The sequence below is a fragment of the Cupriavidus sp. 8B genome, assembly GCF_054589115.1.
The window spans coordinates 62,599-89,597 of the sequence record NZ_BAAILO010000460.1 but is presented as its reverse complement, the minus strand read 5'-3'; the positions used below and the strand labels follow the sequence as shown (position 1 = coordinate 89,597).

Annotated in this window: 23 protein-coding genes; 13 read left to right on the top strand and 10 right to left on the bottom strand. The window is 65.6% G+C overall.

The genetic code is table 11. The features are described 5' to 3' along the window. Window positions 1-2,211 (bottom strand): PAS domain S-box protein (locus ACYP5B_RS44005; protein ID WP_459573803.1); only part of this gene is annotated, 2,211 nt, incomplete at its 3' end. Between the two features lie 430 nt (window positions 2,212-2,641). Here ACYP5B_RS44005 and aceE point away from each other — a divergent pair. From aceE to ACYP5B_RS43980, 5 genes are all read left to right on the top strand, one after another. Further along, window positions 2,642-5,329 carry a pyruvate dehydrogenase (acetyl-transferring), homodimeric type gene (gene aceE, locus ACYP5B_RS44000; RefSeq protein WP_267606243.1) on the top strand — a complete coding sequence of 896 codons (2,688 nt, stop codon included), beginning with the start codon at window positions 2,642-2,644 and terminating at the stop codon, window positions 5,327-5,329. A 165-nt stretch (window positions 5,330-5,494) separates the two neighbouring features. Then, window positions 5,495-7,153, top strand: a complete 1,659-nt coding sequence (gene aceF / locus ACYP5B_RS43995; protein ID WP_459573802.1) for a dihydrolipoyllysine-residue acetyltransferase — start codon at window positions 5,495-5,497, stop codon at window positions 7,151-7,153. Between the two features lie 106 nt (window positions 7,154-7,259). Then, complete coding sequence (locus tag ACYP5B_RS43990) at window positions 7,260-7,877, top strand: Ntn hydrolase family protein (protein ID WP_400094380.1); 618 nt, start codon at window positions 7,260-7,262, stop codon at window positions 7,875-7,877. 14 nt (window positions 7,878-7,891) lie between these two features. Further along, the gene (lpdA, locus tag ACYP5B_RS43985) at window positions 7,892-9,697 is read left to right on the top strand and encodes a dihydrolipoyl dehydrogenase (RefSeq protein WP_400094381.1); all 1,806 of its coding nucleotides are present in this window, start codon (window positions 7,892-7,894) and stop codon (window positions 9,695-9,697) included. 83 nt (window positions 9,698-9,780) lie between these two features. Further along, window positions 9,781-10,062 carry a hypothetical protein gene (locus tag ACYP5B_RS43980; RefSeq protein ID WP_318232651.1) on the top strand — a complete coding sequence of 94 codons (282 nt, stop codon included), beginning with the start codon at window positions 9,781-9,783 and terminating at the stop codon, window positions 10,060-10,062. On the opposite strand, the gene phaP1 is transcribed toward ACYP5B_RS43980, so the two are convergent. Then, entirely contained in the window at window positions 10,059-10,637 is a 579-nt protein-coding gene (phaP1, locus tag ACYP5B_RS43975; RefSeq protein WP_400094383.1) for a TIGR01841 family phasin PhaP1, read from the bottom strand. The genes ACYP5B_RS43980 and phaP1 overlap by 4 nt on opposite strands. 470 nt (window positions 10,638-11,107) lie before the next feature. Between phaP1 and ACYP5B_RS43970 the strand changes: the two genes are divergently transcribed. The 5 genes from ACYP5B_RS43970 (at window position 11,108) to pbpG (ending at window position 15,699) form a co-directional block, all read left to right on the top strand. Further along, window positions 11,108-12,082 (top strand): histone deacetylase family protein, encoded by a 975-nt coding sequence (locus tag ACYP5B_RS43970; RefSeq protein WP_400094385.1) that lies wholly within the window; start codon window positions 11,108-11,110, stop codon window positions 12,080-12,082. Next, window positions 12,079-12,984 carry a DMT family transporter gene (locus tag ACYP5B_RS43965; RefSeq protein WP_400094387.1) on the top strand — a complete coding sequence of 302 codons (906 nt, stop codon included), beginning with the start codon at window positions 12,079-12,081 and terminating at the stop codon, window positions 12,982-12,984. The genes ACYP5B_RS43970 and ACYP5B_RS43965 overlap by 4 nt, the downstream gene beginning before the upstream one ends. Before the next feature lie 21 nt (window positions 12,985-13,005). Continuing rightward, window positions 13,006-13,458: an acyl-CoA thioesterase gene (locus tag ACYP5B_RS43960; RefSeq protein ID WP_400094388.1), complete on the top strand. Its 453-nt coding sequence runs from the start codon at window positions 13,006-13,008 to the stop codon at window positions 13,456-13,458. A 28-nt stretch (window positions 13,459-13,486) separates the two neighbouring features. Further along, a complete protein-coding gene (locus ACYP5B_RS43955) occupies window positions 13,487-14,188 on the top strand; it encodes a nitroreductase (protein WP_318232646.1) in 702 nt (233 codons plus the stop codon). Window positions 14,189-14,556: 368 nt separating this feature from the next. Then, window positions 14,557-15,699: a D-alanyl-D-alanine endopeptidase gene (gene pbpG, locus ACYP5B_RS43950; protein WP_400094389.1), complete on the top strand. Its 1,143-nt coding sequence runs from the start codon at window positions 14,557-14,559 to the stop codon at window positions 15,697-15,699. Window positions 15,700-15,790: 91 nt separating this feature from the next. Here pbpG and ACYP5B_RS43945 read toward each other — a convergent pair whose 3' ends face one another. From ACYP5B_RS43945 to ACYP5B_RS43935, 3 genes are all read right to left on the bottom strand, one after another. Continuing rightward, window positions 15,791-17,203, bottom strand: a complete 1,413-nt coding sequence (locus tag ACYP5B_RS43945) for an FAD-binding oxidoreductase (RefSeq protein WP_459573801.1) — start codon at window positions 17,201-17,203, stop codon at window positions 15,791-15,793. Window positions 17,204-17,232: 29 nt separating this feature from the next. Beyond that, complete coding sequence (locus ACYP5B_RS43940) at window positions 17,233-17,979, bottom strand: FadR/GntR family transcriptional regulator (RefSeq protein WP_459573800.1); 747 nt, start codon at window positions 17,977-17,979, stop codon at window positions 17,233-17,235. 159 nt (window positions 17,980-18,138) lie between these two features. Further along, the gene (locus tag ACYP5B_RS43935) at window positions 18,139-18,924 is read right to left on the bottom strand and encodes an IclR family transcriptional regulator (protein ID WP_267606254.1); all 786 of its coding nucleotides are present in this window, start codon (window positions 18,922-18,924) and stop codon (window positions 18,139-18,141) included. A 237-nt stretch (window positions 18,925-19,161) separates the two neighbouring features. Between ACYP5B_RS43935 and ACYP5B_RS43930 the strand changes: the two genes are divergently transcribed. From ACYP5B_RS43930 to ACYP5B_RS43920, 3 genes are read left to right on the top strand one after another with little or no spacing between them, the layout of a single operon-like run. Beyond that, window positions 19,162-19,887, top strand: coding sequence for a (Fe-S)-binding protein (locus tag ACYP5B_RS43930; RefSeq protein WP_400094394.1), 726 nt, complete (start codon window positions 19,162-19,164; stop codon window positions 19,885-19,887). Between the two features lie 41 nt (window positions 19,888-19,928). Beyond that, entirely contained in the window at window positions 19,929-21,338 is a 1,410-nt protein-coding gene (locus tag ACYP5B_RS43925) for a LutB/LldF family L-lactate oxidation iron-sulfur protein (RefSeq protein WP_400094396.1), read from the top strand. Next, window positions 21,338-21,613: a hypothetical protein gene (locus ACYP5B_RS43920; RefSeq protein WP_400094397.1), complete on the top strand. Its 276-nt coding sequence runs from the start codon at window positions 21,338-21,340 to the stop codon at window positions 21,611-21,613. The genes ACYP5B_RS43925 and ACYP5B_RS43920 overlap by 1 nt, the downstream gene beginning before the upstream one ends. An 88-nt stretch (window positions 21,614-21,701) precedes the next feature. On the opposite strand, the gene ACYP5B_RS43915 is transcribed toward ACYP5B_RS43920, so the two are convergent. The 5 genes from ACYP5B_RS43915 to ACYP5B_RS43895 all read right to left on the bottom strand — a co-directional run bounded on the left by ACYP5B_RS43915 (window position 21,702) and on the right by ACYP5B_RS43895 (window position 26,998). After that, the gene (locus ACYP5B_RS43915; RefSeq protein ID WP_400094399.1) at window positions 21,702-22,496 is read right to left on the bottom strand and encodes an ABC transporter ATP-binding protein; all 795 of its coding nucleotides are present in this window, start codon (window positions 22,494-22,496) and stop codon (window positions 21,702-21,704) included. A gap of 1 nt (window position 22,497) precedes the next feature. Continuing rightward, window positions 22,498-23,394: an ABC transporter permease gene (locus ACYP5B_RS43910; RefSeq protein WP_267606259.1), complete on the bottom strand. Its 897-nt coding sequence runs from the start codon at window positions 23,392-23,394 to the stop codon at window positions 22,498-22,500. A 159-nt stretch (window positions 23,395-23,553) separates the two neighbouring features. Continuing rightward, a complete protein-coding gene (locus ACYP5B_RS43905; protein WP_400094400.1) occupies window positions 23,554-24,525 on the bottom strand; it encodes an ABC transporter substrate-binding protein in 972 nt (323 codons plus the stop codon). Window positions 24,526-24,847: 322 nt separating this feature from the next. Then, window positions 24,848-25,906 (bottom strand): aldo/keto reductase, encoded by a 1,059-nt coding sequence (locus ACYP5B_RS43900; RefSeq protein ID WP_318232639.1) that lies wholly within the window; start codon window positions 25,904-25,906, stop codon window positions 24,848-24,850. Window positions 25,907-25,963: 57 nt separating this feature from the next. Further along, window positions 25,964-26,998, bottom strand: a complete 1,035-nt coding sequence (locus ACYP5B_RS43895) for a quinone-dependent dihydroorotate dehydrogenase (protein ID WP_318232638.1) — start codon at window positions 26,996-26,998, stop codon at window positions 25,964-25,966. Window position 26,999 lies beyond the last annotated feature (1 nt).

Sequence of the window (26,999 nt, the reverse complement as noted above, 5' to 3'; positions counted from 1 at the left end):
CACCACCGGCGGCGCCGGCAGCCGGGTCAGGATGGTGACGCGCCGTCGGGTGGCCTCCAGGTCGGCCAGCCCGACGGCGTCGGCCACGATGTCGTGCAGGGCGGCTTCGCGGCGCTGGGGCTGGCTGCGCTTCACGAAGCCCCGGATGCGGCTGATGATGGTGCCGGCGCGCACGGCCTGCGCCGAGGTCTTCTCCAGGATCGGGATCAGGTCCTCGGCGGTGCTGCGCCCGGAGCGCAGCCGGGCCACCGCGCCCATGCAATAGTTGTTGATGGCCGCCAGCGGCTGGTTCAGCTCGTGCGCGAGCGACGACGCCATCTCGCCCATGGTGGTGAGGCGGCTGGTGAACTGCAGCCGTTCCTCATGCTGGCGCGCCATTTCCTCGGCGGCCTTACGCACCGTGATGTCGGTGGCGATCTGCATCTGCGCCAGGTGGCCGTCCACCCACTGAATGTAGCGCCGGCGCACTTCGAACCATTTCTGCATGTCGGGCACGAAGACTTCCCGCGCGTCCGAGGAGTAGGGCATCAGCTCGGAGGCCGGCAGGCCGGCGTAGGCGTCGACGAAGTCGGTGGCGTCGCTGGAAACCTGCTCCTTGTCGACCTCGCCGCCGGCCAGCTTGAGGTGGCCCTCGGCTTCCCAGCCGAACAGCTGGCGGTAATAGCGGTTGGCGAACAGCAGTTCGGGCTTGTCGGTGGCCAGCACCGACACCGCGGCGTCCAGGCTCTCCAGGACCGTGGTGAAGCGGTCGTGCGCGGCGGCAAGCTCCTCGCGGGCGCGCTTGGGCTCGGTGATGTCCGTCATCGAGGCCATCCAGCCCGTGTGCCGGCCGCGGCTGTCCACCAGCGGCGAGACGTACATGCGGGCATAGAAGCTGCTGCCGTCGCGCCGCATGGCGCGCATCTCATAGCCGCTGGCCGGGGATTTGCCTTGCAGGGTCAGGTCGATCTGCTTTTGCATCTCCTGGTGGTCGTTGGGCGGCCAGTAGGGGAAGGGCGGCACGCGGCCGACCAGGTCGCTGTCCTGCCAGCCGGTCATGCGGCAGAAGGCGGGATTGACGTAGGTGATGCGGCCGTTCAGGTCCAGCGCGCGCAGCCCGATCAGCATCGAGTTTTCCATGGCTCGCCGGAACGAGGTCTCCGCCAGCAGGGCGCGCTGCGCCTCGGAGCGCCGGCTGGTGTGCCGCCACATGCTCCAAAGGCTCCACAGCAGGAAGCACGATAGCCCCACCACCAGCCACAGCAGCATGTTGTTGGGCAGGTTGGAGGCGGGCGGATAGGCGTCGGCGCGCAGCGACAGCGAGTGCCCAGGCGGGTCGAGCAGCACCTCGTAGGACAGCGCATTGCCCGGCACCGGCCGCAGCGAGGTACTGGCGCGGATCTGGTTGTTCTTGTCGATCAGCGAGAAGCGGTAGCGCTCGGTCAGCTCCGGCGGCAGCAGGTGGGTCAGGATGCCATTGATGGAGTAAAGCGCGCCGAGGGTGCCGAGGAACTCGTTGTCCCGCACGATCGGCACCTCCATCAGCATGAAGCTGTCGCCGCGGTCGTTGACCAGCGGGCGTGAGTACACCACGCGCTGGGTTTCGCGGGCGGCGTCGAAGGTATCGAGCACCTCGGGCTCCAGCGGCTGGTCCTGGGTTTCGCGCAGCCGGCTGGCAAATTCGGAGGTGGACGGCAGCGACCAGCGCCCGCGCCGGGTCGCATCCAGCCAGTTGACGAAGACGATTTCCGGGTTTTCGCGCAGGATTTCCTGCGCGGCGGTACGGTAGGCGCCCTGGTCGAGCTGGGCGGCGGCGATGTCGCGCGCCAGCGAGGCAAGCTGGTCCTGGTTGCTCAGGACGGACAGGCGCACGCGCTGCTGGGCCCAGGCCGCGTCGCGATAGAGCGCGTCGCGCTGCTGCTGGCGCTCGGTTTCATGGAGTGACCACAGGATCACACCCATCGCCGCCGTGAACAGCACGATCGCCACCAGCGGGATGAACATGAACCAGCTGGTCGCCACCAGGTTGCGCCAGCGCAGCCACCACAATCCGCGCGGCGGCCCATTGACGGCAGCGGGCTCGTCCACATGGCCAAGCGTATCGAGGTGCGTCAGCGGGTTGGGCGGGGCGACCAGCGTAGGGTCGCTGCCGCTCGCCTTGGCGGAGCCGGAAGCGGAGGGAGGGACGACTGCGGCGCGGAGGTGGGAAAAGAAATCTTTGAGGGACGGCATGGCGGGATTGACGACTGACCGACCAGTGTAGCGGGATTGCGGCGCCCCGTCGCTTGGGGTAAGCGCCAATGCGGCACTGCGGCATTCCTGCCGAAGGCGCGGCGGGTGCACGGCGTTTGGTGGCAAGGGCTGGCGCAGTTTTGTGGTGCGCTGCGGCAATATTTCACATTATAAGAAACCATATCGCAATTTGAAAATTAGGCTTGTCTTGCCCAATCTGCTTCCATAGAATCGGTCCGACCGAAAAGTGCGGACGGCAGTGCTGCGTCAGGTCCTGCCAGCCTCGCTGGCAAGCCCGGGCGGAGCACTAGCGAAGGACCGTGCGAAGACACTCGCGGCCCGCGCGCCGTACCGTAGTCACACCGTCAGGCCGGGGCTCCCACCACAAGAATCAGGGGGCGCCGAGGCAGGAATTCACCAGGAGACAGTCATGTCAGCTGTACCAGAGCAGATCCTCGGCGCAAGCAGCGCCAACGATGCCGATCCCCAGGAAACCCACGAGTGGCTTGACGCCCTGCAGGGCGTGATCGCCGCCGAAGGCACCGATCGGGCCGCCTTCCTGATCGAGAAGCAGATCGAATACGCACGCGTGAACGGCGTCAACCAGCCGTTCCACGCTGAAACGCAGTACATCAACACCATCCCGGTGGAGCAGCAGGCCCGCATTCCCGGCGACCAGGACATCGAGCACCGCATCCGCTCGTACACCCGCTGGAACGCCATGGCGATGGTGCTGCGCGCCAACAAGCACACCAACGTTGGCGGCCACATCTCCTCGTTTGCCTCGGCGGCCACGCTGTATGACGTCGGCTACAACCACTTCTGGCACGCCCCGTCCGACAAGCATGGCGGCGACCTGGTGTTCGTGCAGGGCCACTCGGCTCCGGGCGTGTATTCGCGCGCCTTCCTGCTCGGCCGCCTGAGCACCGATCAACTCGACAGCTTCCGCCAGGAAGTCGACGGCAAGGGCATCTCGTCCTACCCGCACCCGTGGCTGATGCCGGACTTCTGGCAATTCCCGACGGTGTCGATGGGCCTGGGCCCGATCATGGCCATCTACCAGGCCCGTTTCATGAAGTACCTGCACAGCCGCGGCCTGGTGCAGACCGAAGGCCGCAAGGTCTGGGCATTCCTGGGCGATGGCGAGACCGACGAGCCGGAATCGCTCGGCGCCATCGGCATGGCCGGGCGCGAGAAGCTCGACAACCTGGTGTTCGTGATCAACTGCAACCTGCAGCGCCTGGACGGTCCGGTGCGCGGCAACGGCAAGATCATCCAGGAGCTCGAATCCGAGTTCCGCGGCGCCGGCTGGAACGTGATCAAGGTGGTGTGGGGCAGCCGCTGGGATCAGCTGCTGGCACGCGACAAGAAGGGCCTGCTGATGAAGCGCATGATGGATTGCGTGGACGGCGAGTACCAGACCTTCAAGGCCAAGGACGGCGCCTATGTGCGCGAGTATTTCTTCAACACGCCCGAACTCAAGGCGATGGTGGCCGACTGGTCCGACGAGGACATCTGGCGCCTGAACCGCGGTGGCCACGATCCGCACAAGATCTTCGCCGCCTATAGTGCCGCCAACGAGCACAAGGGCCAGCCCACGCTGATCCTGGCCAAGACCATCAAGGGCTACGGCATGGGCGACGCCGGCCAGGCCATGAACATCAGCCACCAGCAGAAGAAGATGCCGGTGGACGCGATCCGCCGTTTCCGCGACCAGTTTAATATTCCGGTCGCCGACGACAAGATCGAGGAAGTGCCGTACGTCACCTTCGAAGAAGGCTCGAAGGAACTGGAATACATGCGCGCCCGCCGCATGGACCTGGGTGGCTACCTGCCGGCCCGCCGCCAGAAGGCCGAAGCGCTGAAAGTGCCCGAGCTGTCCGCCTTCGACGCGCTGCTCAAGGCCACCAGCGAAGGCCGCGAAGTCTCCACCACCATGGCCTTCGTACGGATCCTGAACACGCTGCTCAAGGACAAGCAGATCGGCAAGCACGTGGTGCCCATCGTGCCCGACGAGTCGCGCACCTTCGGCATGGAAGGCCTGTTCCGCCAGATCGGCATCTGGAACCAGCAAGGCCAGAAGTACGTGCCCGAAGACCATGACCAGCTGATGTTCTACAAGGAATCGCAGACTGGCCAGGTGCTGCAGGAGGGCATCAACGAAGCCGGCGCCATGTGCGACTGGATCGCGGCAGCCACGTCGTACTCGACGCACGGCGTGCAGATGATCCCGTTCTACATCTACTACTCGATGTTCGGCATCCAGCGTATCGGTGACCTGTGCTGGGCGGCTGCCGACATGCGCTCGCGCGGCTTCCTGCTGGGCGGCACCTCGGGCCGCACCACGCTCAACGGCGAAGGCCTGCAGCACGAGGATGGCCATTCGCATGTGTTCCATGCCGCGATCCCGAACTGCATCTCGTATGACCCGACCTTCCAGTACGAACTGGCGGTGGTCATGCAGGATGGCCTGCGCCGCATGTATGCCGAACAGGAAGACGTCTACTACTACCTGACGGTGATGAACGAGAACTACGAACATCCGGAAATGCCGGCTGGCGTGGAAGCCGACATCGTCAAGGGCATGTACCAGTTCCGTAAGGGCGTCGAGAACAGCAACGCGCCGCGCGTGCAGCTGCTGGGCTCCGGCACGATCTTCCGCGAGGTGATCGCCGCCGCCGAACTGCTCAAGAAGGACTGGGGCGTCGAATCCGACCTGTGGGGCTGCCCGAGCTTTACCGAGCTGGCCCGCGAAGGCCACGACATCGAGCGCTGGAACCTGCTGCACCCGACCGAGACGCAGCGCGAATCGCATGTGACCAAGAGCCTCAAGTCGGTGCGCGGCCCGGTGATCGCCTCGACCGACTACGTGCGCGCCTTTGCCGACCAGATCCGTCCCTTCGTGCCGCGCCGCTTCGTGGTGCTGGGCACCGACGGTTTCGGCCGCTCGGACACCCGCGAGAAGCTGCGTCATTTCTTCGAGGTGGACCGTCACTGGGTGACGCTGGCCGCACTGAAGGCGCTGGCCGACGAAGGTGCCATCGGTCGCGACAAGGTGGCCGAAGCCATCAAGAAATACAACCTCGACCCCAACAAGCCGAACCCGATGTCGGTCTAAGCAGACCGGCTGCACGAACCCCCCGCAGGAACGGTAACGCCGCGCCGCGGGTGCCGGGCTCACGCCCGGCGCCTTGCGGCGCGGCGACGTGACAGATGCAGGCAGTGAGGGTAACCTCACACGCTCGTATTTGTCGCGTGCGCTGTCCTGCCCTGGAGACACTGAATGAGTCAAGCGATTGAAATCAAGGTGCCGGATATCGGCGATTACGACGCCGTTCCCGTCATCGAAGTGCACGTGAAACCGGGCGATACCATCAATGCGGAAGACGCGCTGGTGACGCTGGAATCGGACAAGGCCACGATGGACGTGCCCTCGCCCCAGGGCGGCACCGTCAAGGAAGTCAGGATCAAGATTGGCGACAACGTCGCCGAAGGCACCGTACTGGTGATGCTGGAGCCTGCTGGCCAGGCTGCCGCCGCGCCCGCCCCGGCAGCCGCCGCACCGGCTCCCGCCGCCGCCGCGCCGGCACCCGCGCCAGCTCCGACGCCGGCTCCGGCTGCCGCCAGCGCTCCCGCGCCGGCCGCTGCCGCCGGCCCGGTCGAGGTCAAGGTGCCGGACATCGGCGACTACGACTCGGTCCCCGTGATCGAAGTCCACGTCAAGCCGGGCGACACCATCAACGCCGAAGATGCGCTGGTGACGCTGGAATCCGACAAGGCCACCATGGACGTGCCGTCGCCGGCCGCCGGCGTGGTCAAGGAAGTCCGGATCAAGGTCGGCGACAACGTCTCCGAAGGCACGCTGATCCTGATTCTCGAAGGCGCAGCCGGTGCGCCGGCCAGCGCGCCTGCTGCTGCAGCCCCGGCCGCGGCAGCTCCCGCTCCTGCTCCCGCAGCCAGCGCACCGGCACCGGCCCCCGCGGCCGCGCCCGCTGCTCCGGCTGCCGGCGTGACCGGCACCGCTGCCCACGCCAGCCCCTCCGTGCGCAAGTTCGCGCGCGAACTGGGCGTGGACGTCTCGCGCGTGCCGGGCACCGGCCCCAAGGGGCGGATCACCCAGGACGACGTGCAAGCCTACGTCAAGGGCGTGATGAGCGGTTATACCGCAGCCCCGGCAAAGGCAGCCGCTGCCCCGGCCGGTGGTGGCGAGCTGAACCTGCTGCCGTGGCCGAAGGTGGATTTCACCCGCTTTGGCGAGGTCGAAAGCAAGCCGCTGTCGCGCATCAAGAAGCTCTCGGGTGCGAACCTGCATCGCAACTGGGTGATGATTCCCCACGTCACCAATCACGACGAGGCCGACATCACCGAGCTGGAAGCCTTCCGCGTGCAGCTCAACAAGGAATACGAGAAGCAAGGCGTCAAGGTCACCATGCTGGCCTTCATGATCAAGGCTGCCGTCGCCGCGCTCAAGAAATTCCCGAATTTCAACGCCTCGCTCGATGGCGAGAACCTGGTGCTGAAGCAGTATTTCAACATCGGTTTTGCCGCTGACACGCCGAACGGCCTGGTTGTGCCGGTGATCAAGAACGCCGACAAGAAGGGCGTGATCGAGATCGGCCAGGAAATGAACGAGCTGGCCAAGCTGGCGCGCGACGGCAAGCTCAAGCCGGACCAGATGCAAGGCGGCTGCTTCTCGATCTCCTCGCTGGGCGGCATCGGTGGCACGTATTTCACACCGATCATCAACGCGCCGGAAGTGGCCATCATGGGCGTGTGCAAGTCGTACCAGAAGCCGGTGTGGGATGGTAAGCAGTTCGTGCCGCGCCTGACGCTGCCGCTGTCGCTGTCGTGGGATCACCGCGTCATCGACGGTGCGGAAGCGGCTCGCTTCAATACCTATTTCGGTCAGCTGCTGGCCGATTTCCGCCGCATCCTGCTGTAAGGCGGGTGAGGGCGCGCATGGCCTCGCGGCCGTGCGCGCCTTTGCCAGCAATGTCTGCAACCTGCCGTCGGCAAACCAGGAACACTGGAAAACAGGAAGCGAGCCCATGACTACCTGCGTTGTCGTCAAGAAGGCCGGCGAGGTGGCGATTGCCGCCGACGCGCTGGTGACGTTCGGCGACACCCGGCTCACGCGTGCCTACGAGCGCAACCAGAAGGTGTTCCCGGTGGGTGACAGCTTCGTGGCGCTCGCCGGTACCACCGCGCACTTCCCGGTCATGCGCAGCCTGCTGGCCGGACTGGGCGAGGATTGCCGGCTGGGCTCGCGCGATGACGTCTTCCGGACCTTCCTCAAGGTGCATGAAAAACTCAAGAACGAGTATTTCATCAACACCAAGGAAGACGAGGACGATCCTTACGAGTCCTCGCAGATCGTATGCCTGATCGCCAATCCGGCGGGCATCTTCGGCGTGTATTCGTACCGCGAAGTCTTCTCGTTCGATCGTTTCTGGGGCATTGGCTCGGGGCGCAACTACGCGCTGGGCGCCATGCACGCGGTCTACGACCAGCCGGGCCTCGCTGCCGGCGAGATTGCGCGGATCGGGGTGGATGCAGGGGTGGAGTTCGACAAGAGTTCGGCAGGCCCGGTCGAGGTGCAGGTGGTGCAGCTGGGCGCCATGGCTGGCGACGGAGCAACCAATAACGATGGCGCGGCCCGCATCTGAAGCGGGGCGCGTTCTTGAGGAGCAAAAACATGAGTGTGATCGAAGTCCAGGTGCCGGATATCGGCGATTTCGACGCGGTGGAAGTCATCGAGGTGCTGGTCAAGGCTGGCGATACGGTCGAGCAGGAGCAGTCGCTGATCGTGCTCGAGTCGGACAAGGCCAGCATGGATGTGCCGTCGTCCGCCGCCGGCAAGGTGGTGGAGGTGCGCATCAAGGTGGGCGACAAGGTCGCCAAGGGCGCCGTGATCTGCACGCTGGAGACCGAAGCCGCGGCCAAGCCGGCCGCTGCCCCGGCCCCTGCGCCCGCCCCTGCGCAGGCATCCGCTCCCGCGCCTGCGGCCGCTCCGGCATCGGCGCCCGCGGCCGCCACGCATTCGGGCAGCGCGGACATTACCTGCGACATGCTGGTGCTCGGCGCCGGTCCCGGCGGCTACTCGGCCGCGTTCCGCAGCGCTGATCTGGGCATGAACACCGTGCTGGTCGAGCGCTACGGCACGCTCGGCGGGGTCTGCCTGAACGTCGGCTGCATCCCGTCCAAGGCGCTGCTGCACAACGCCGCCGTGATCGACGAGGCCAAGGCCCTGGCGGCCCACGGCATCCTGTTCGGCGAAGCCAAGATCGACCTCGACGGCCTGCGCCACTACAAGGACACCGTGGTCGGCAAGCTGACCGGCGGCCTGGCCGGCATGGCCAAGGCGCGCAAGGTGCAGGTCGTGCGCGGCGTCGGCACCTTCCTCGACCCGCACCACCTGGAGGTGCAGGAGACCGAAGGCGATGCCAAGCAGACCACCGGCAAGAAGACGGTGATCCGCTTCGAGAAGGCAGTGATCGCCGCTGGCAGCCAGGCGGTCAAGCTGCCGTTCATCCCCGAGGACCCGCGCATCGTCGACTCCACCGGCGCGCTGGAACTGCCGGAAGTGCCCAACAAGATGCTGGTCATCGGCGGTGGCATCATCGGGCTGGAAATGGCCACGGTGTACAGCACGCTGGGCGCCAACATCGACGTGGTGGAAATGCTCGATGGCCTGATGCAGGGCGCCGACCGCGACCTGGTCAAGGTCTGGGACAAGATGAACAAGCTGCGCTTCGGCAAGGTCATGCTCAAGACCAAGACCGTCGGCGTGGAAGCGAAGCCGGACGGCATCTACGTCAGGTTCGAAGGCGAGCAGGCGCCGGCCGAGCCGGAACGCTATGACCTGGTGCTGGTGTCGGTGGGCCGTGCACCCAACGGCAAGCGCATCGGCGCGGAGAAGGCGGGCGTGGCGGTAACGGATCGCGGCTTCATCGAGGTCGACAAGCAGATGCGCACCAACGTGCCGCATATCTTTGCCATCGGCGACATCATTGGCCAGCCCATGCTGGCGCACAAGGCTGTGCATGAGGCGCACGTGGCGGCCGAGGCCGCGCACGGCGAGAAGGCCTACTTCGATGCCAAGCAGATTCCGTCGGTGGCCTTCACCGACCCGGAAGTGGCCTGGGCGGGCCTGACCGAGGACCAGTGCAAGGAGCAGGGCATCAAGTACAGCAAGAGCGTGTTCCCGTGGGCTGCTTCCGGCCGCGCCATTGCCAATGGCCGCGACGAGGGTTTCACCAAGCTGATCTTCGACGAGGAAACGCATCGCATCATCGGCGGTGGCATCGTTGGCACCCATGCCGGCGACCTGATCAGCGAAGTCTGCCTGGCGGTCGAGATGGGCGCCGATGCGGTGGATATCGGCAAGACGATCCATCCGCACCCGACGCTGGGCGAATCCATCGGCATGGCTGCCGAGATCTACGAAGGCGTGTGCACCGACGTACCGCCGCCGCGCAAGCGTTAAGCACCAGACGTTAGCGATATCATTGGGGCCCGCCGCACGGCGGGCCTTTTTACGGTTGGATTTGCAATTAACCGCCAAGCTTTTTGCAGCGTACGCTTGCGGCTGCGCCGATCAAGGCCGGCTTGCAGAAGGCGAGCGCGCGTCGTGGTTTCCTTGTGTGGCGGGCAAAAAAATCCCGGCGCATGGCCGGGAATGAATCGATATTGGAATACATGGAAACCAGATACCGAGGAGACACAGTAGGAGGGCAGGGCGGCTCGATTGCCTTCCATGCTGCCTTCGTTGGCAAAATGCGCTGGCCAAGCCACGCGCGCTTTGCCAACGAACCGGCCGAAGCCGGTCCGTTTCCTGCCGTCGCGGATTAGGCGGCGGTGGTGGTCTTCTTGGTCGCGGTGCGAGCCGTGGCGCTGGCTTGCTGGGCGGCCTTGGTGGCGGCGCTGGCGGCTGCCTGGAAGTTGGTTTCAGCGATTTCAACAGCTTGCTTGGTGGCCTTCTGGACCGACTCGTAAGCGTTGTTGGCGGCGCTGATCGCGGACTTCACGATGGCAACGGTCGACTCGGAGCCGGCCGGGGCGTTCTTGGCGAGGTTCTCGACCAGGGTTTGCACCTTCTTCGAGTTCTCGGCCAGTTGGGCTTCGGCGACCTTGGTGAATTCAGCCTGGGTTTCCGAGGCGATTTCGTACACGTGGCGGCTATAGGCCAGGGCCTTTTCGGCAACGGGCTGGACCAGCGAGCTCTGGAGGGCCAGGAATTCCTGGGCATCCTTGGCCGAGAGGGCCTTCTTGGCGTTGTCCACGTTTTCAGCGAACGTGGCCTTGACCACTTGCAGGTTCAGCTCGACCAGCTTCTCAATGCCTTCGAAGGCTTTGGTGGTCAGGCCGACCAGGGTTTCGAGGTTGGCTTTTTGCGCTGCGGCGACTTGTTCCGGGGTGAAGCTCATGCTGGTCTCCAATGATGAAGTTCAAGGTCATGCAAAATTAGGCCGCCCAGATGTCAAAGCCATGACGAAGTAACGATTAAAGCCGTTTTTTCGTCAGCCAGCCCCAGGCGTTTGGGGGGTTATCGGCGCGCCTCACTTGCTCTGCAAAATCGATGGTGCGCCGCAACAATTCCAATTGTAGGGAAAAGAAAATCGGTGTCAAGGGCTTCTTGTGCATTGCACAAATAACTGTTGTTGAAGTCGGTACGGTGTCACATTTTGGCTGCGTAGCGTCGGCAGGTGCGCCACGGCACGCACCTGGAGGGGAGGAGGGAAGGCCGGGACGGCGCACCCTGGCGCCGGCACAGTGCTACCATCGCGGTCTGCCCGAATCGCTGCTGCCCAAGGGCGCAACCTACCGGCCGATGCACCGCGGCCCGGTTGCCGCGACCGGCCGCCGCCGGTCAGCCAGCCCGCCTACGTTTGCCCTCATGCTCGCTTTTTACGCCGATCATTTTGTTCTGCCCCTGCCCGAGGGCCACCGTTTCCCGATGCGCAAGTACAGCATGTTGAGGGAGACGGTCGAGCGCGACGTGCCAGGGCTGGCGCTGGTCGAGGCGCCGCGGGCCGGGGACGATGCCTTGCTGCTGGCGCACACGCCTGAATATGTCGCCAGCGTCTCTCGGGGCGAACTGGACCCGGCGCGCCAGCGCGAGATCGGCTTTCCGTGGTCGGACGCCATGGTCGAGCGGTCGCGGCGCTCCGCCGGTGCCACCATCGAGGCCTGCCGCGTCGCCCTGCGCGAGGGCATCTCGGTCAACCTGGCGGGCGGCACGCATCATGCCTATGCCGACAAGGGCGGCGGCTTCTGTGTCTTCAACGACGCGGCCATCGCCGCGCGCCAACTGCGCCGCGACGGCCAGGTGGAGCGCGTGGCCGTAGTCGACCTCGACGTGCACCAGGGCAACGGTACCGCCTCCATCCTGCGTGACGACCCCTTCGTCTTTACGCTGTCCCTGCATGGCGAGAAGAACTATCCCTTTCGCAAGGAGGCCAGCGATCTCGATGTGGGCCTGCCCGATGGCTGCGACGATGCGGCTTACGCCCAAGCGCTGCAGGGCGCACTCGATACGCTGTTCGCGCGTTTCGCTCCCGACCTCATCATTTACCTGGCAGGGGCCGATCCGCATGAGGGCGACCGGCTTGGGCGCCTGAAACTCACACTGGCCGGGCTGGCCCGGCGCGACCGGCTGGTGTTCGACGCGGCCCTGGCGCGCGGACTGCCCGTTGCCGTGGCGATGGCCGGCGGCTATGGCAACCAGATCGAGGACACCGTCGCGGTGCATGCGCAGACCATCGCACTCGCGGCCCAATATCACGATCGCTACGCCCGGCGCGAAAAGCCGGACGCCGCCGTGGCAGGCACGATCCTGTCCACCGGCAACAAGGAGATGGCACCGCGATGAGTGCAACCAGCCAGGCTCACGCGGCACGCGGCACCTTGTGGATGGCCGGCATGCCGTGGCTGTTCGTGGTGATCTGGAGCACCGGGTTTATCGTGGCCAAGTACGGCATGCCGCACGCCGAGCCGATGACCTTCCTGTTCCTGCGCTTTGTCGGCGTGCTGGTGTTGATGGTGCCCTTCGTGCTCATGGCGCGCGTCCCGCTGCCGCAGCGCGCCGGGGCGACCGACTGGCGCATGGTCGGGCACATCGCGCTGGCAGGGCTGTTCCTGCAGGCGGGCTACCTTGGCGGCGTGTGGGCAGCGGTCAAGCTCGGCATGCCGGCGGGCGTCTCCGCCCTGATTGTCGGCATGCAGCCGATCCTGACCGCGCTGGCGGCTTCGCGCATGGGCGAGACCATCGGCAGGCGCCAGTGGCTGGGGTTGCTGCTTGGCATCGTCGGCGTGGGCCTGGTGGTGGCCAACAAGCTGTCGGCCAGCGGGTTGTCCGCGCCAAGCCTGCTGCTGGCGCTGGGCGCCTTGTTCTCGATCACCTTCGGCACGCTGTATCAGAAGCGCTATTGCCCGATATTCGACCTGCGCATGGGCTCGGTGATCCAGTTTGCCGCGGCGGCGCTGGCCTGCCTGCCGTTCATGTTCCTGACCGAAACCCGTCACGTCGAATGGAATGCCGAGATGGTCGGCGCGCTCGCCTGGTCCGTGGTCGCGCTGTCCATCGGCGCCATCTCGCTGCTGTTCCTGCTGATCCGCCAAGGCGCGGCCACCAAGGTATCCAGCCTGATGTATCTCACCCCGCCGACCACCGCCGCCATGGCGTGGCTGCTGTTCGGCGAGCGATTCCCGCCGCTGGCCGCGCTTGGCATGGCCCTGGCCGCAAGCGGTGTTGCACTGGTGATCCGCCGCTAATTTTCCCTGATTCCACTTTCGATGAACCCGACCGCCGATACCCGCAGCGCTTACTGTCATTTCCAGCCCATCACCACGCGCTGGATGGATAACGACGTCTATGGCCATGTCAACAACGTCATCTACTACAGTTATTTCGATACCGTGGTGAACACCTACCTGATTCGGGAGGGTGTGCTGGATATCGCGTCCGGCGACACCATCGGGCTGGTGATCGAGACACAATGCAATTATTTTGCCGCGCTGAGCTTTCCCGATACCGTGGTGGCCGGGCTGCGCGTGGCGCGGCTGGGCAATTCGAGCGTGCGCTACGAAGTGGGCTTGTTCCGCAACGACGAAGACGTGGCCGCGGCGCAGGGCCATTTTGTCCATGTCTACGTGGATCGGGCCACGCGCCGCCCGGTGCCGTTGCCGCCCGCGCTGCGCGACGCGCTGCAGGCCCTGGTGTGCGAGCCGGCGGGCGCCCACGCATGAGCCGGCCCGCGCAAAGGAGTTGAGAGCCATGGATTCGCAGCAGAAACGGGACACCACCCTGGTCGACCAAGCCATCATCACGCGCCGCTCGGTGCGCGCGTTTCTCGATACGCCGGTGCCGCGCGACGTGGTCAATGAGATCCTGGCGGTGGCCAGCCGGGCCCCGTCGGGCACCAACGCCCAGCCGTGGCGGGTCTATGTGCTGACGGGCGACGCCAAGGTGAAGCTGTCGGCCGAGGTGCTGGCCGCGTACGACGATCCGCAGCGCGACAGCAAATATCGCGAGGAGTATCCCTACTATCCGCGCGAGTGGGTGACGCCGTACATCGACCGCCGCCGCAAGGTGGGCTGGGACCTCTACAGCCTGCTGCAGATCAGCCGCGAGGACAAGGCGCGTATGCATGCGCAGCACTCGCGCAACTTCACCTTCTTTGGCGCGCCGGTGGGCATGATCTTCACCATCGACCGCATCCTGGAGCAGGGCAGCTGGCTCGACTACGGCATGTTCCTGCAGAGCATCATGGTGGCGGCGCGGGCTCGCGGGCTGGATACCTGCCCGCAGGCGGCGTTCACCCAGTTCCACGCGGTCATCGCCAATCACTTGCGCCTGCCGGAGGATGAAATGGTGGTCTGCGGCATGGCGCTGGGCCATGCCGACCCCGCCGCCATAGAGAATACCCTTAGTACGGAACGTGAACCGGTAAGCGGGTTCGCGCGTTTCTTATCTTAAGAAGTTGTCGGCGGCGGGGGCGCGCTTTGTGCTGTCGCCGCCTGTTGTCTGTTGGCCCGGGTCATCCCGACGGGCGGGCGAGAAAGATGAAACGCTGTGGAATTACCACAGTCGACGTCGGTCTTACTGCACGTGCGATGTGATGCGTGCCCCGCATTTTCCGTAATGTGGAATTGTTTGCAAATCGAACTTTAAAGAGGCTCCGTAAGTCTTTAATCTTGCTAACAATTTCTTTTTTTCCTAAACTGGCGCAATCCAAGTTGCGCGCTGAATGAATCATGTTCCGGTCTGATTCCCCCCTATTTTTGCGATTCTTCGGCTCTACCCCTCTTACTTCGGTTGCGGCCTCCGTGCTGTTGACCGTTTCCATGCTGGCCGCCCCTGTGGCCGATGCCGCGACGAAAACGTCGGACACCGCAAAAACCAGCAAAAAGTCGGCAAAAGTCACCAAGTCCGAGAAAAAATCGGCAAGTTCTTCCTCTAAATCCGCAAAATCCAAGCAGGCCGCGACGAGCGGCAAGGCTGAGCGCGCCACGACGCGCAAGGTCGTGGTACTGAAAAACGGCAAGCGCACCGTGGTGGCGCAGCGCCAGGCGGCACCGGTTCGCGCGGCGTTCATTCCCGCCAAGCCCTCGCTGGGCGAGGCGCTCGGCCTGCGTGACACGGAGGACGCGCTCGCGCTGCGCTCCAGCGTGGCACTGGTGATGGACCAGAATTCCAACGAAGTGCTGTTCCAGAAGAACGCCGCCGCGGTGCTGCCGATCGCCTCGATCACCAAGCTGATGACCGCCCTGGTGGTGATGGACGCGCGCCAGCCGATGGATGAGGTGCTCACCATCACCGAGGAAGACCGCGACACCGAGAAGCACAGCAGTTCGCGCCTGCGCTTTGGCGCGCAGCTCACGCGCCAGGAGGCGCTGCTGCTGGCACTGATGTCCTCGGAGAATCGTGCGGCATCGGTGCTGGGCCGCAGCTACCCGGGCGGCCTGCCGGCCTTTGTGCAGGCCATGAACCGCAAGGCGCGCGAGCTCGGCATGAACGACAGCCATTTCGTCGATTCGAACGGCTTGTCGAGCAGCAATGTCTCGAGTGCGATGGACCTTGTGCGCATGGTCAATGCGGCGTACCGCAACCCCACCATCCGCGAGTTTTCGACGCAGACCGAGCATGAGGTCAATGTGCTTGGCCGCACCCAGCATTACGTCAGCACCAATCGCCTGGTTCGTGGCGGCAACTGGGAGATCGGCCTGCAAAAGACGGGCTTTATCTCCGAGGCTGGCCAGTGCCTGGTGATGCAGGCACGCGTGAATGGCCGCAATGTGGTGATGGTGTTCCTGGATTCCGTTGGCAAGCTGTCCCGCTTCGCCGATGCCAACCGCGTCAAGGACTGGCTGGAACACGTGCAGACGGGGCCGGGCCGCCCTTTTCCCACGTCCCCAAACCTGACGCAGGGGCTTGGCAGCCCAACCCCCCAGGCGATCCTGACCGCTCAGCAGCCTCGCGGCATCTGATGGGGGTGCCGGAGTGATCCGGTCTCCTGCTTGAAGTCATGAAAAACGCGCCGTCGCCGGCGCGTTTTTCTTTGCGGCGAGGGCGGTGCGCTTAGAGCAGCTTGCCCGGATTCATGATGCCGGCCGGATCCAGCAACTTCTTGATGCCTTGCATCATGCGCAGCTCCAGCGGGTCCTTGAGGCGCAGGAAATCATCGCGCTTGAGCTGGCCGATGCCATGCTCGGCGCTGATGCTGCCACCGTAGCGCGCCACCTCCTCCAGCACTGCGGCCGTCAGCGCCTTGCCATGCTGCGCCGTCCAGTCGTGCTGCGCGCCCGCGGGTCGCGACAGGTTGTAGTGCAGGTTGCCGTCGCCGAAATGCCCGAAGATAAACGGACGGATGCTGGGGCTGATGGCCTTGAGGCGCGTCTCCATCGAGGCCATGAAGGCCGGGATCTGCTCGATCGGCAGTGACACATCGTGCTTCAGGTGCGGCCCGTCGGCGCGCTGCGCCTCGGAGATCTCCTCGCGCAGCTTCCACAGGCCCTGCAGCTGTGACAGCGAAGCCGAGACGGCGGCGTCCAGGCACAGCTCGCGCTCCAGCGCCTCGCCGATCACGCGCTCCAGCAGCACGTTGAGGGCGGCTTCGTCGGTGGTGTCGGCCAGTTCCACCAGCACATAGGCGGGATAGCGTTGGCCGAAGGGCTCCTGCACGCCTTGCGCGTGCTTGAGCACGAGGTCGACGCAATCGCCGGTGAAGAACTCGAAGGCTTGCAGGCGCGCGCCGCACTGTGCGAACAGCAGCTCGAAGAGCTCCAGCGCTTGCAGCGGGGAAGCCACTGCCGCCAGTACCACCGAGCGCGCGTCGGTGCGCGGGAACAGGCGCAGCGCTGCGGCCGTGATGACGCCCAGCGTACCTTCGGAGCCGATCAGCAACTGCTTGAGGTCATAGCCGGTATTGTCCTTGCGCAAGGCGCGCAGCCCGTGAAAGATCTCCCCGTTGGGCAGCACGGCTTCCACGCCCAGAACAAGCTCGCGGGTCATGCCGTAGCGCACCACATTGACGCCGCCCGCGTTGGTCGCGAGATTGCCACCGATCTGGCAGGAGTCCTCGGCCGCCAGGCTGAGCGGCAGCAGGCGATGCGCCTCCTGCGCGGCGCGCCGCAGGTTGCCCAGGATGCAGCCCGCTTCGGCGACCAGCGTGTTGGCGATGGTGTCGATGGAGCGGATCGCATTCATGCGGTCCATGCTCAGCACCACGTTGGCGGGGCTGCTGTCCGGCGCGGCGCCGCCGCACAGCCCGGTGTTGCCGCCACGCGGCACCACCGGGACCGCGGCCTGCTGGCACAGGGCCAGGCAGCGCGCCACCTCGTCCACCGAGCGCGGGCGCACCACGGCCTGTGCATTGCCACGGTAAAGGCCGCGCCAGTCGGCGAGCCACGGCGCAACCTGGTCGGGCTCGGTGGCAACCACGTCGGGGCCGAGCGCTTCGATCAGGCGGGGCAGGAAATCTGAGTTTTGCATGGTGGGTCTATCCGGAGAAGCAATGCGGCTCAGGCCGCGGAATGAGAGGGGTCTTGGCCGCTGGCGACGGACTCGCCACGCGCTGCCAGCTGCAGGCCCAGCCGCCCCGCGGCGCCGCGCAGGTGCGCCACCGCCGCGGCGCGCGCTTGTTCGGGGTCGCCGGCGCGGATCGCGTGGAAGATGGCCAGGTGTTCCTGGTGGACCTGTTCGGACAGCCCATCCTGCTGGCGGGTATTGAGCCGCGCCACGTGCACGGCCTGGTGCAGTTGCAGGTTCAGGTACTGCAGCAACTGCAGGTAGTACTTGTTGTGGGTGGCGGTGGCAATTGCCACATGGAAGGCGGTGTCCGCCTCCACGCTGCGGTGCGGGTCGTGCAATTGCGCCGCGAGCCGGTCCAGCAGCGACTGCATGCCGGCGACATCCTGCGCGGTGCGCCGCAGTGCCGCGAGCGCGGCGGCGGCGCTTTCGAGATCGAGCCGCAGCTCGTAGATGCTGGCCAGCTCGTCGCGATCGATGCCGATCTCCTGCGGCAGCTGGAAGCCGGCGTTGCCCACGCGAGAGCGCACCGTGCTGCCCACGCCTTGGCGGCTTTCGACCAGGCCCTGGGAGCGCAGGTGCTCGGTCACCTCGCGGATGACGGCCGGGCTGACGCCATACTGCTCGGCAAGCTGTTTGCCCGTCGGCAGCCGGGCGCCGACGGGATAGGTGCCGCCGGCGATCTCGGCGCGCAACTGCTGGGTCACCTGTTCGGTGAGGGTAAGGGCTTTGGTCCGCATGCCCAGCAGGATATAACTATTCAGGTTATCTGAAAACTAAGGGTATACGCTCGGTCTGCGATTGAGGCAGTGCGCGGGGGGAAGGAGAGAGGGAGCGGGCCAGGTAAAGATTCGGCGGGAAGGGCGCGTGGGCCCCCCGCGCCGCTCACCCCGCCGTGCTCAGGCTGCGACGTCGGCCGCGTAGCCCATGCCGCGCGAGATCTGCAGCGCGGTTTCCTTCAGGTTCTGCAGCCAGCTGTCCTGCAGGCGATCGGCCGGGGCCGAGAGCGACAATCCGGCCACCAGGCGGCGCGAGTCGTCGTAGATGCCGGCGGCGATGCAACGCACGCCAAGTTCCAGCTCTTCGTTGTCGCGCGCATAGCCGTTGGTGCGTACCCAGTTGAGCTCGCGCTCCAGCTTGATCAGGTCGGTGATCGAGGTGCGGGTGTGTCCCGCCAGCCCGGTGCGGGTGGCGTAGTTGCGCACCCGCGCCACTTCATCGGCCGCCAGGAACAGCTTGCCCACCGAGGTCAGGTGCAGCGGCGCGCGGCCGCCAATGGCGCGCACCACCTGCATGCCGGAGCGCTCGCTATAAGCGCGCTCGATGTAGACGATCTCATCCCCCTGGCGTACCGACAGGTTCACGGTCTGGCCCGTCACGCGGTGCAGCGCCCGCATCGGCGCCAGCGCCGCGTCGCGTACCGACAGCCGGGCCTTGACCAGGTTGCCGAGCTCCAGCAGCCGCATGCCAAGCCGGTAGCTGCCAGGATCGGAGCGGTCGACGAAGCGGCAGGCCACCATGTCGTTGAGGATGCGGTGCGCGGTGGAAGGGTGCAGGCCGGTGGTCAGCGACAGTTCCTTGAGGCTGACCGGATCAGCATGCTGGGCGAGCGCATCCAGCAAGGTCATCATGCGTTCGATGACCTGGATGGATGTCTTGCCGGGGGCTTTGTCTGCTTCTGCCATGGGGAAATGTTGCCGTGCGGCAAATTAAGCGGTTGCCTGATTCTATCTCGCATTGTGAAAATTTCAATAGGTGAAATGCCATTACCGAAAGAATCTTCGGATGATGCCGATGGCGAATGTGGCGAAAAATGCATGTAAAAATGCGGCGAATTCACCCCAGCCGTGAACGCTTTTGTATGCTGGCCGGTGCGCAAGGGCGCATAATTGCGGGGTTTCGGGGTCTGGAAAAGGGAAACAATGCGAGTTGGTCTGTTCGCCACCTGCCTGGTGGACCTCATGCGTCCGGAAATCGGCTTCTCGGTGCTCAAGTTGCTGGAGAAGGCTGGCTTTGAGGTGATGGTGCCCGAGGCCCAGACCTGTTGCGGGCAACCGGCCTACAACTCGGGCGAGCGCACGGCATCGCGCGACCTGGCGGAGAAATTCCTACGCGAGTTCGAGATGTTCGACTACGTGGTGATTCCGTCCGGATCCTGCGGTGGCATGGTGCTGCATCACTATGCGGATCTGCTCGGCGACGATCCCGAGTTGAATGGCCGCTATGAAGGCCTGCGCTCGCGTGTGTTCGAGCTGACCGATTTCCTGGTCAACGTGGCCAAGCTGGACGAGTTCGACTCAAGGTTCGCGGGCCGCATTACCTACCATGACTCTTGCTCCGGCTTGCGTGAACTGGGCGTCAAGAGCCAGCCGCGCGCCCTCCTGGCGCAATTGCCTGGCGTGCAATTGAGCGAGATGAAGGACTGCGAGGCTTGCTGCGGATTCGGTGGCACCTTCTCGGTCAAATACGGCAATATCTCCACGGCCATCGTCGATGAGAAGTGCGCCAACATCAAGGCCAGTAGTGCTGATGCCGTGGTGCTGGGCGATCTCGGCTGCATGCTCAATATCGAAGGGCGCTTGCGCAGGACCGGCGACACGCGCACGCAGGTGCTGCATATCGCGCAAGTGCTTGCCGGCGATGCCTGATCCCGGCCAGCCGAAAAACAACCCTTAGCGAGATCCCCGCTATGCAAGTTCGCAGCATGGAGTTCAAGGCGCGCGCGGGCCAGAAGCTGGCCGACCAGCGCCTGCAGCAGAACCTCAAGAAGCTCTCCACCAAGTTCGTCACGGCGCGCGCCGACGCCATCCGCGACATCGATTTCGATGCCACCCGCGAGGCGCTCAAGGAGCGCCGCGACCGCGCGCTGCAGAACCTCGACGTCTGGCTCGCCACCTTCGAGGAAAACGCCACGCGCCGCGGCGCCACCGTGCTGTTCGCCGAGACCACGGCCGATGCCGCGCGGCTGGTGGCGGAGATCGCGCGCAAGCATGGCGTCAAGAAGGTCATCAAGAGCAAGTCGATGGTGACCGAGGAAATGCGCCTGAACCAGGTGCTGGGCGAGATGGGCGTGCAGAGCATCGAGACGGATCTGGGTGAATACATCCTGCAGATCAACGATGCCGAGCCGCCGTCGCACATCATTGCCCCGGTGGTGCACAAGGACAAGGAGGAGATCGCCGACCTGTTCGCCCGCGTGCACCACAAACCGCGCCTGACCGATATCCCCGCGATGACGCGCGAGGCGCGCGAAGTGCTGCGCCCGGAATTCCTGTCCGCCGACATGGGCGTGACCGGCGGCAACTTCATCATTGCCGAGACTGGCTCGGTGGCGGTGGTGACCAATGAGGGCAACGAGGGCATGTGCACCGTGATGCCACGCGTGCATGTGGCGGTGACCGGCATCGAAAAGGTGTTGCCCACACTGGAAGACCTGGCAACCGTGATGCGGCTGCTGCCGCGCTCGGCCACCGGCCAGGCCATCTCGAATTACTTCTCGCTGCTGACCGGCCCGCGCGCCGAGGGCGAGCGCGATGGCCCCGAGCATATGTATTTCGTGCTGGTCGATGGCGGGCGCAGCGGCCTGATCGGCGGAGACTTCCAGGACATGCTGCGCTGCATCCGCTGTGGTGCCTGCATGAACCATTGCCCCGTGTACCAGAAGATCGGCGGCCACGCCTACGGCTGGGTCTACCCGGGCCCGATGGGCAGCGTGCTGACGCCGAGCTACGTGGGCCTGGCCAATGCGCTGGACTTGCCGCAGGCCGCCACGCTGTGCGGAGAATGCAACCGCGTGTGCCCGGCGTCGATCCCGCTGTCGGACCTGCTGCGCAAGCTGCGCGAGAAGCAGATGGAACGCGGCCTGCGTCCCTGGCAGGAGCGGCTTGGGCTGCAAGTGTGGGGCTACGTGGCGCGCCGGCCGGGGCTGTACGCCTTCGCGACCCGCATCGGCGCGCGCTTGCTCTCGCGCATGGGCGGCAGCAGCAAGCTGATTGCCAGCCTGCCGATGGCCGGCCGCGGCTGGACCGAAACCCGCGACCTGCCGGCACCGAGCGGACGCACGTTCCGTGAGCTTTACAAAGAAAGGAGGGCCCGTTGATGGCTACGACGACAAGCAATGCGCCGGCGCTGGCAACCATGCGCGCCGCGCTCGAACAACATATCGGCGGCCAGCTCGCAGCCGATGGCCTGGTGCGCAGCTGGCGCGAGGCCGCCCCCGGCCTGGTGCTGCCGCCGATGTTCGGGCAGGCGATGGAAGAGCTGCTGCGCCGGCTGGAGATGGCGGCGGTATTCGCGCAGGACAGCTGCTCGTTCTCGAGCACGGCCGTTACCGACCAGCTCAAGCGCTGGCTGGACAAGGCGGCCACTGCCTGAGCGCTGCCACGCAAACGCCCACCCCAATGTAAAAGGCCCCCGCTGATGAGCGGGGGCCTTTTTGCACGGACGTGGCTATGCGAGTGGCTCAGCCCAGCAGCAGGGCGTCATCATCCAGTTGCTCATGGCGCGTTTGCTCGAACATGCGCAGCAGGTCCGGCACGTCCAGCCCCGCGCGCTGCTCTCCCGATACGTCCAGCACAACCTGGCCCTGGTGCAGCATCACCGTGCGCTGCCCGTAGTCCAGCGCCTGGCGCATGCTGTGCGTGACCATCATCGTGGTGAGCTTGGCGTCTGCCACGATCTTGGCGGTCAGTTCCAGCACGAAGGCAGCCGTCTTCGGGTCGAGCGCGGCGGTGTGCTCGTCCAGCAGCAGGATGCGCGAGGGCTGCAGCGAGGCCATCAGCAGGCTCACGGCCTGGCGCTGCCCGCCAGAGAGCAGGCCGATACGATCGGTCAGGCGGTTTTCCAGGCCGAGGTTGAGCAGCCGCAGCTTGTCGCGGAACAGCTCGCGCGAGGGCTTGTTCAGCGCCGCGCGAAAGCCCCGGCGGCTGCCGCGCGCCATGGCCAGCGCCATGTTTTCCTCAATCGTCAGCGCCTCGCAGGTGCCCGCCATCGGGTCCTGGAAGACGCGCGCCACCAGCGGGGCGCGGTCCCAGGCCGGCTTGCGCGTGACGTCGACGTCGTCGATCGTGATGCGGCCGGTGTCCACCATCTGGTCGCCGCTGATGGCATTGAGGAAGGTGGATTTACCGGCGCCGTTGGAGCCGATCACGGCAACGAACTGGCCCGTCGGGATATCCAGGCTGAGGCCGCGCAGCGCGCGCGTCTCGATCGGGGTGCCGGGATTGAAGGTGAGTTTCAGGTCTTGTGCGCGCAGCATCTCAGGCACCTCCGTTCTTGCGGCCGAACAGCTTCTTGCGGGTTCCCGGCAGCACCAGGGCGCCGGTCACCAGCACGGCGGTGACCAGGTTCAGGTCTTGCGCCTTGAGGCCGATGAACTCGCTGTTGAGCGCCAGTGCGATGAAGAAGCGGTAGAGGATGGCGCCCAGCACCACGGCCAGCGTGGTGTACACCAGCCGGCGGGCCGGCAGGATGCTCTCGCCGATGATCACCGCGGCCAGGCCGATCACGATGGTGCCGATGCCCATGGAGATATCGGAGCCGCCCTGGGTCTGCGCGAACAATGCGCCCGCAAGCGCTACCAGGCCGTTGGACAGTGCCATGCCGGCCAGCGTGGCGCGGCCGGTGGCGATGCCCTGGGAGCGCGCCATGCGTGGGTTGGCGCCAGTGGCGCGCATGGCCAGGCCGAGCTGCGAGGAGAAGAACCAGTCCAGGCCGAGCTTGGCCACGACCACCACGATCAGCAGCAGCGCGGGGCGCAGCAGGTAGTCGGGCAGCCAGTCGGGCTGCAGGATGGTGAAGATGGTGGACTCGGTGATCAGCGGCACATTGGGCTTGCCCATGATGCGCAGGTTGACCGAGTACAGCGCGATCATCATCAGGATACTGGCCAGCAGATCCATGATCTTGAGGCGCACATTGAGCCAGCCGGTGATGAAACCGGCAAAGGCGCCCGCCACGATCGCCAGCGCGGTGGCGACGAAGGGGTCCTGGCCGGAAGCGATCAGCGTGGCTGCCACAGCGCCGCCCAGCGGGAAGCTGCCGTCGACGGTGAGATCGGGAAAGTTGAGGATGCGGAAGGAGATCAGCACCCCCAGGGCGACGAGGCTGAAGATCAGGCCGATCTCCAGGGCGCCCATAAGGGAAAAGAGGGACATGGGGGAAATCCAGTTGCTTGTGTCCGGCACGGGAGGCCGAATCAGAAACGCCTGGCGCGCTGCCCGGGTCGGGCGGCGCGGCGCAGGCGTTCCGGGGGCGGGCCCGGATAGAGCCATAGAGCCGCCTGCGCGCGAACGCGCAGGGTCAGCGTGCCGCCATTACTTGATGACGGTCTTCGCTTCCTTGACCAGCTCGGGCGAGAGCGTCACGCCTTGCTTCTCGGCCGCGCTGGTGTTCACGAACAGCTCCAGCTTGTCGCTGGTCTCGGACGCGATCGCGCCGGGCTTCTCGCCCTTCAGGATACGCACTACCACCTTGCCGGTCTGGTGGCCGAGGTCGCCGTAGTTGATGCCCAGCGCTGCAATGGCGCCGCGCTTCACGCTATCGGTATCGGAAGCCACCAGCGGGATCTTCGACTCGTTGGCCACCTTGACCAGCGCTTCATACGCCGACACCACGTTGTTGTCGGTGTTGGTGTAGATCACGTCGACCTTGCCGATCAGGCTCTTGGCGGCGGCGCCGATGTCGACCGTGCGCGGTGCGGCGGCTTCCTTCAGCGTCATGCCTTCCTTGGCCAGCAGCGTCTTCAGTTCCTTGACCACCACCACCGAGTTGGCTTCACCCGGGTTGTAGACCATGCCGACGGTCTTGGCCTTGGGCACGACGCGCTTGATCAGGGCAACCTGGCGGTCCAGCGGCAGCTTGTCGGAGACGCCGGTCACGTTGGTGCCGGTTGCGCTCCAGCTCTTGACCAGCTGGGCGGCGACCGGGTCGGTCACGCCGGAATACACCACCGGCACCGACTTGGTGGCGGCCACCACGGCCTGGGCCGACGGCGTGGCGATGGCCACGATTACATTGGGCTGGTCGCCGACGAACTTGCGGGCGATCTGCGCGGCCGTGCCGGTATTGCCCTGCGCGCTCTGGTATTCCCACTTCAGGTTCTTGTCGGCGTCAAAGCCGGCGGTCTTCAGCTCGTCGCGCACGCCATCGCGGATGGCGTCCAGCGCGGGGTGGTCGACGATCGAGAGCACCTTGACGGTCTGGGCCTGCACGGCGCCGCCGTACAGCAGCGCGAGGGCGATGGCGCTGCCGAGGATGGTCTTGGTCGATGTCTTGAGACACTTCATAGTATTTAATCTCCCCCGGATATGGGTTCTGGGTGATGGGCCACGTTTCGTTCTCGATAAGAACTGGTCCGCCGTCCTGCCCGGCGGCGCGCCGCGCCGGCCGGTCGGTCCGTTGCGTGGGCGATACACCAGGCGGCAGGCTGGAGGACGCTCTTGTACAGCGGATACGACGGCGATAAGCCTGCGAGGATACCATTTTCGAGGCGAAATTTGCCCTGTCTTGCCCTGTTCTAGTGCCTCAGTGGGGGCAAACGGCAAGCCCGGAGCACGCTGTGGGCGGCTCCGGACGGTGCACCTGGCAGGTGCCTGGAACGCGGAAACGTTACTGCGCGGGGTTGTGGATTTCGGCGTGGATGCGGGCAACGGCTGCGGTCGCCGCCTCGGGCAGCGGCGTTTGCCATGCATCGATGTTCTCGCGCAATTGTTCCAGCGAGGTGGCGCCGATGATGGTGCTCGCGGCGAACCAGCGCGAGTAGCTCCAGGCCAGCGCCAGCGTAGCCGGGGAGAGGCCATGCTCGCGCGCCAGCGTCACATAGCGGGCGGCCGCGGCCAGGCTCTCCGGGCGCAGGTAGCGCGGGCTCCAGTCGGGCGGGAAGCGCGTCAGGCGGCCCTTGGCTTGCGCGTTGAACACCGGGTGGGCGAGGTCGCCACCGAGGTACTTGCCGGTGAGCTGGCCAAAGGCCAGCGGGCTGTAGACCAGCAGGCTTGTGTCGGTGCGGAAGCAGGCCTCGTCCAGGCCCTGCTCGAAGCTGCGGTTGAGCAGGTTGTACGGGTTCTGGATGGTGGCGATGCGCGGCAGGCCGTGCAGCTCCGCCTGCTTGACGAACTCGGTCACGCCCCACGGCGTTTCGTTGGATACGCCGACATAGCGGATCTTGCCTGCGCGCACCAGTTCGCCCATGGCTTCGAGCTGCGCCTGGATGGAGGCGCACTCGCGCTCATTGGCCGGATCGAACTGCTTCTGCCCGAAGATGGGCGCGTTGCGAGCGGGCCAGTGGATCTGGTACAGGTCGATGTAATCGGTCTGCAAGCGGGACAGCGAAGCGTCCACCGCCGTGCGGATGCTGTCCGGGGTCAGGTCGCCGCCATTGCGGATCCACGGCATGCGCGCCGGGCCGGCCACCTTGGTGGCCAGCACGATGCGCTCACGCTGCTGGCGCTTGAGCCAGGTGCCGACAATGCGCTCGGTGCTGCCATAGGTTTCAGCACGCGGCTTGACCGGATACATCTCGGCGGTGTCGATGAAGTTGATGCCGCGCGACACCGCGTAGTCGAGCTGGCTATGGCCTTCGGCTTCGGTGTTCTGCTCGCCGAAGGTCATGGTGCCGAGGCAGATGCGCGAGACCTGCAGGTCGCTGCGGCCAAGACGGGTGGTTTCCATGGCTATCCTTGTGAGGCTGGTGTGATAAGGCGCGAAAACGGGTTCGGTTCGGAACCGTCAGGCGCGCAGCGCAGCAGCGCATTCCTTGACCAGCACCGGGCCGCGGTAGATCAGCCCGCTGTACACCTGAACCAGCTGCGCGCCGGCCGCGATCTTGGCTTGCGCATCGGCGCCGCTGAAGATGCCGCCGACGCCCACGATGGGCACCGCGTCCCCAACCACCGCGCGCAGGCTCTTGACCACGCGCGTGGACGACTCGAACACCGGCCGGCCCGACAGGCCGCCGGCTTCCTCGCCATGCGGCAGGCCCTTGACCGCGTCGCGGGCAATGGTGGTGTTGGTGGCGATCACGCCGTCGATGCGGTGGCGGACCAGCGCGTCACCGATATTGCCGATCTGGTCGGCATCGAGATCCGGCGCGATCTTGAGCGCGAGCGGCACGTAGCGCTTGTACTTGTCGGCCAGGCGCTGCTGCGCATCCTTGAGCGTGGAGAGCAGGTGGTCGAGCTCGCTGGCGCCCTGCAGCTGGCGCAGGTTCTTGGTGTTCGGCGACGAGATATTCACGGTGACGTAGCTGGCGTGCGGGTAGACCCGTTCCAGGCAGTGCAGGTAATCATCCACCGCGCGCTCGATCGGCGTATCGGCGTTCTTGCCGATATTCAGGCCCAGCACGCCGCCTTCGGCTTTCCAGCGCGACGCGTTCACATTGGCGACAAAGGCATCCACGCCGCCGTTGTTGAAGCCCATGCGGTTGATCAGCGCATCCGCCTGCGGCAGGCGGAACATGCGCGGACGCGGGTTGCCCGCCTGCGGGCGCGGCGTCACGGTGCCCACCTCGATAAAACCGAAGCCGAAGGCGGCCAGCCCGTCGATGTACGCGCCATCCTTGTCGAGCCCGGCGGCCAGGCCAACCGGGTTGGGGAAGCGCACGCCCATCACCGTGCGCGGGTCGTCGGCGATGGTATTGCCGATGCAGCCCGCCAGCCCCATGCGCTTGGCGCGGAGTAGGTTGTTGAGGGTGAAGTGGTGAGCGTCCTCCGCATCCATCGAGAACAGGGCGGGGCGAAACAGGGGGTAGAGCGCGTTCAGCACA

Coding starts and splice junctions, on each gene's coding strand:
- aceE (WP_267606243.1), top strand. CDS start 2,642: ATGTCAGCTGTACCAGAGCAGATCCTCGGCGCAAGCAGCGCCAACGAT.
- aceF (WP_459573802.1), top strand. CDS start 5,495: ATGAGTCAAGCGATTGAAATCAAGGTGCCGGATATCGGCGATTACGAC.
- ACYP5B_RS43990 (WP_400094380.1), top strand. CDS start 7,260: ATGACTACCTGCGTTGTCGTCAAGAAGGCCGGCGAGGTGGCGATTGCC.
- phaP1 (WP_400094383.1), bottom strand. CDS start 10,637: ATGAGCTTCACCCCGGAACAAGTCGCCGCAGCGCAAAAAGCCAACCTC.
- ACYP5B_RS43970 (WP_400094385.1), top strand. CDS start 11,108: ATGCTCGCTTTTTACGCCGATCATTTTGTTCTGCCCCTGCCCGAGGGC.
- ACYP5B_RS43965 (WP_400094387.1), top strand. CDS start 12,079: ATGAGTGCAACCAGCCAGGCTCACGCGGCACGCGGCACCTTGTGGATG.
- ACYP5B_RS43960 (WP_400094388.1), top strand. CDS start 13,006: ATGAACCCGACCGCCGATACCCGCAGCGCTTACTGTCATTTCCAGCCC.
- ACYP5B_RS43955 (WP_318232646.1), top strand. CDS start 13,487: ATGGATTCGCAGCAGAAACGGGACACCACCCTGGTCGACCAAGCCATC.
- pbpG (WP_400094389.1), top strand. CDS start 14,557: ATGCTGGCCGCCCCTGTGGCCGATGCCGCGACGAAAACGTCGGACACC.
- ACYP5B_RS43945 (WP_459573801.1), bottom strand. CDS start 17,203: ATGCAAAACTCAGATTTCCTGCCCCGCCTGATCGAAGCGCTCGGCCCC.
- ACYP5B_RS43940 (WP_459573800.1), bottom strand. CDS start 17,979: ATGCGGACCAAAGCCCTTACCCTCACCGAACAGGTGACCCAGCAGTTG.
- ACYP5B_RS43935 (WP_267606254.1), bottom strand. CDS start 18,924: ATGGCAGAAGCAGACAAAGCCCCCGGCAAGACATCCATCCAGGTCATC.
- ACYP5B_RS43930 (WP_400094394.1), top strand. CDS start 19,162: ATGCGAGTTGGTCTGTTCGCCACCTGCCTGGTGGACCTCATGCGTCCG.
- ACYP5B_RS43925 (WP_400094396.1), top strand. CDS start 19,929: ATGCAAGTTCGCAGCATGGAGTTCAAGGCGCGCGCGGGCCAGAAGCTG.
- ACYP5B_RS43920 (WP_400094397.1), top strand. CDS start 21,338: ATGGCTACGACGACAAGCAATGCGCCGGCGCTGGCAACCATGCGCGCC.
- ACYP5B_RS43915 (WP_400094399.1), bottom strand. CDS start 22,496: ATGCTGCGCGCACAAGACCTGAAACTCACCTTCAATCCCGGCACCCCG.
- ACYP5B_RS43910 (WP_267606259.1), bottom strand. CDS start 23,394: ATGTCCCTCTTTTCCCTTATGGGCGCCCTGGAGATCGGCCTGATCTTC.
- ACYP5B_RS43905 (WP_400094400.1), bottom strand. CDS start 24,525: ATGAAGTGTCTCAAGACATCGACCAAGACCATCCTCGGCAGCGCCATC.
- ACYP5B_RS43900 (WP_318232639.1), bottom strand. CDS start 25,906: ATGGAAACCACCCGTCTTGGCCGCAGCGACCTGCAGGTCTCGCGCATC.